Annotated in this window: 4 protein-coding genes; 2 read left to right on the forward strand and 2 right to left on the reverse strand. The window is 59.2% G+C overall.

Annotated features, from left to right (window positions below):
* Positions 1 to 73 precede the first annotated feature (73 nt).
* The gene (locus KDH09_17405) at positions 74 to 727 is read left to right on the forward strand and encodes a hypothetical protein (protein MCB0221478.1); all 654 of its coding nucleotides are present in this window, start codon (positions 74 to 76) and stop codon (positions 725 to 727) included.
* A 79-nt stretch (positions 728 to 806) separates the two neighbouring features.
* Positions 807 to 1,892: a GNAT family N-acetyltransferase gene (locus KDH09_17410; protein ID MCB0221479.1), complete on the forward strand. Its 1,086-nt coding sequence runs from the start codon at positions 807 to 809 to the stop codon at positions 1,890 to 1,892.
* Here KDH09_17410 and KDH09_17415 read toward each other — a convergent pair.
* Positions 1,889 to 2,770 (reverse strand): polysaccharide deacetylase family protein, encoded by an 882-nt coding sequence (locus tag KDH09_17415; GenBank protein MCB0221480.1) that lies wholly within the window; start codon positions 2,768 to 2,770, stop codon positions 1,889 to 1,891. The two genes, KDH09_17410 and KDH09_17415, sit on opposite strands and share 4 nt — an antisense overlap.
* A gap of 246 nt (positions 2,771 to 3,016) precedes the next feature.
* Positions 3,017 to 3,191: chaperonin GroEL (gene groEL / locus KDH09_17420; GenBank protein ID MCB0221481.1), on the reverse strand; the 175-nt coding region annotated here is incomplete at its 5' end.

Here is a 3,191-nt window from a genome sequence, read left to right on the forward strand (position 1 = left end):
CCAAGACGCCCAACCAGTACAACGGCAAGGGGCTCGATCTCTCCGGCATGGGCGCCCGGCTGGGCCTGACGATATGGGTGCGGTAGAAGCGCCCGAAACTCCCGACACAGAGGCGCCGCTGACGCGGGGCCCCCGGCTTCTCGGCATGAGCGGCGGCACGCTGCTCACAGCAGCATTTGTCATGCCGGTTGCGCAGGTGTGCGACAAGGTTGAGCGCGGCTACGAGCTGGGCTTCGACTGGGGCGGCGTAACGCCCGGCTATCTCTTCGGTCTGGTGGTGCTGGCGGCGCTGGTTACGTTGGCGATTCGCGGGGAGGGTCTGCTCGGTAATGTAACCAAAGCGCTACGCCTCTATCTGACTCTTTGGACCCTGCGCGATCTCCTGATGTTCACGTCGGGAATCTGGAAGGACTTCATCGCGGATGGAAAACCTTTCCAGGTGATGAGCGTCGTGGGCGCCCTGCTGGCGATGGTGCCGCTCCTGCTCATCCGGGCAACCTTCGTGAAACACTACTCCCTTGCGCGCACCTTCGGGCGCATGATGTGGCTCGGCGGTGTGCTCTGGATCTGGTGGATCGCACTGGGCATCGATCACGGGATCGAGAACCTCTACTACGGATTCTGGGTGACGATTGCGGGCGTGGCGTTGATCGCAGCCGGAGGGGTGATGGCGGAGTCTGAACTCGCGCGGGTGACGGGCATGAGCTCTGGGGGCTGCGGTGAGTAGCCGGAAAAATTCACAATTCGAGGTGGTTCTGCTTGGCCCGGCGGAAGAGCCCATGTTGCGTCGATTTACCGGAAGCAGTGTGGAAGCTCTGACACCCGTGCAGCGTTGGTTGTGTATCGACCGGGCCCAGGCCATTGGGGGGCGAAACGGCTTTTGGGTGCTGAGCGACGGGAAGGTTGTCGCGGGACATCTGGGTGAAATCTTGCATCCTGTTCGATGCCAGGGGCAGGATCTGGACTCGAACTACTTCGTGGAACTGATCGTGGATGATCGTTACGGCGGGCAGGGCTTAGCCTCTGAGCTGCTTGAGCATGTGCGCGAACAAGTGCAGCTTGCACAGATTCTCGGTATGACAGATGCTGCCTACGCAGTGTACAAGCGGCGGGGTTACAGAGAGGTTGGCAAGCTCGTCCCCTGGTTCCGGATTCGTGATTCAAGGAGCTTTCTGTCCGACCTGGTTGATCACGGTGCATTCTTGAGGGCAGAACCCCTGCTCAATGCAACGCTCGCAAGCCCCGCGTTTCCTGTCATCGACTTCGGATTGTCCTTCTATCGCCGAGTCTCAAGGTGGCGATCTCGCGGTGATCGCCAGGGCTTAAGCGTGGATTCGTCACGGCCGGATGAGGCCGATCTCGATGCACTCTGGGTAAAAGCGCGAGATTCCCATCGGATGGCCTCCGTTCGCGATAGCGCATTCATTCGTTGGCGTTTCTGGAATTGCCCCCTCTGGGGATACGACGAGTTCTATGCACGTGACGAGAATGGCTTGCGTGGGTACGCGTTTGCCAAACGATACATCACCCCACGGGGCCTGATGATTGGAGCCGTGAGCGATTTGTTCGTGGCAAAAGGAGATGAGCAAGCATTCGATGCGTTGCTCACAGCGGTGAACGATTTGATGGATTCGAAGGGCGTGGGCATTGTGAAGTTGGCGTTTTCCAGCAAGTGGGCGCGTTCATTGTTGCTGCGACATGGTTTCCTTGATCCGGCCCGGTTCGTTGCGCCCGAACGTTTGCCGGGACATGTTCTGTTTAATCTGCCAGGGGTAGTGGATCTCGACACGCTGCCGCCGTTTTCCGAGCGATGGCTGACGCGCGGCGACTCCGAACAAGACTTGACCGATGTCCCCGCGGGCTCGCGGATTCTTTCTGGAGCGCAAGGTTAGCGACGTAACTTTTCACGGGCCCATGCGGCCAGTTCGATCCCGCCTGCAAGTCGAAATTCAAAGCGTTCAGGTGTTTCGTCGCGCAGATATGTGCGTTGAAGATGCATCGGCGGATTGTGGTGCATTCGGTTCAGGCCATGGAGGCTGGTGCAGTTGTATGCATACCCAGCAGTCGTAAGGAGGTCATTCGAGCAGGCGGCGATGTCTTCGGCAAGACCCTTGGGACAGCAGAATCCCTTGATCGGTGTTCCGAGAAAGTCGGAGAGAGATTTTGCCGACTCCGTAAGTTCGGTTCTGCGTTGCTCAGCCGGCAGAAGTGGGAACCACGGGTGGTGGACTGAGTGAGAACCAATTTCCCATCCGGCATCATGAACACGCCTTAATTCCTCCCACTTGAGCTGCACGCCGTCGCGATCGATTTCCTCCCAAGGCAGGTCGAGCGCGCGGCACAAAGACTCCAAGGTCGTTTCGAAGGTTTCAGGGTGCCCTGAATGGAGCTTTCGCGTGAATGCGTCGACAAAGAAGTTCTGGGTCGCCTTTTCTTCGACAAGGCCCGTAGCCTTGGCAATTTTTAGGCTGGGCCATTCACCGTTACGCCGCAGCAGCGCGCAGATCAACTCGAGTTTCATGGGCCAGATCAGGTTGCCGCGGTCGAGGTACGCCGTCGGCGCAAAAAGCGTAGCGGGGATGCCCAATTCGCAAAAGAGATCGAGGACGGGGCCGGCAATCTCGGCATAGCCGTCGTCAAAGGTAATGGCTGCTACCGGCTTTGTGTTTTGCACGCCGTGACGGATTCTACAAACCAGTTCCGAGCACGTGACCAGCTCGAACCTGTCTGCAAGGCACTCCACGTGGGCACGCAGCGATTCGATGTCCAAGTCCGTGAATCCGTGCAGATATTCCTGCACGAGCCCATTTGCAGTGCCAGTACGCACTGAGTGGGCGACAAAGACCGGATACCACTCGCCGACGGCGACACGAAACCCCCACGTAGCCAATTTGGTTGCAGCTCGCCCAAGCATCGGGCCAGTTTGATGCAAACCGCCCATGAAAAACAAAAGGCCCGCTTCCTTTCGGAAGCGGGCCTTTGCAAATGCTCTGAATGGAGCAGGCAGTTGCTGGGCTTACATCATGCCCGGCATTCCGCCCATTCCGCCCATGCCACCCATGCCGCCCATGTCGGCGCCGCCGCCGTCCTTGCTGGGCTTTTCGGCGATGAGCGCCTCGGTGGTAAGCAACAGGCCCGCCACGCTGGCGGCATTCTGCAGCGCGCTGCGCACGACCTTGGTCGGGTCGATC

The sequence above is a fragment of the Chrysiogenia bacterium genome (assembly GCA_020434085.1).
GTDB lineage: Bacteria > JAGRBM01 > JAGRBM01 > JAGRBM01 > JAGRBM01 > JAGRBM01.

Coding starts and splice junctions, on each gene's coding strand:
- KDH09_17405 (MCB0221478.1), top strand. CDS start 74: ATGGGTGCGGTAGAAGCGCCCGAAACTCCCGACACAGAGGCGCCGCTG.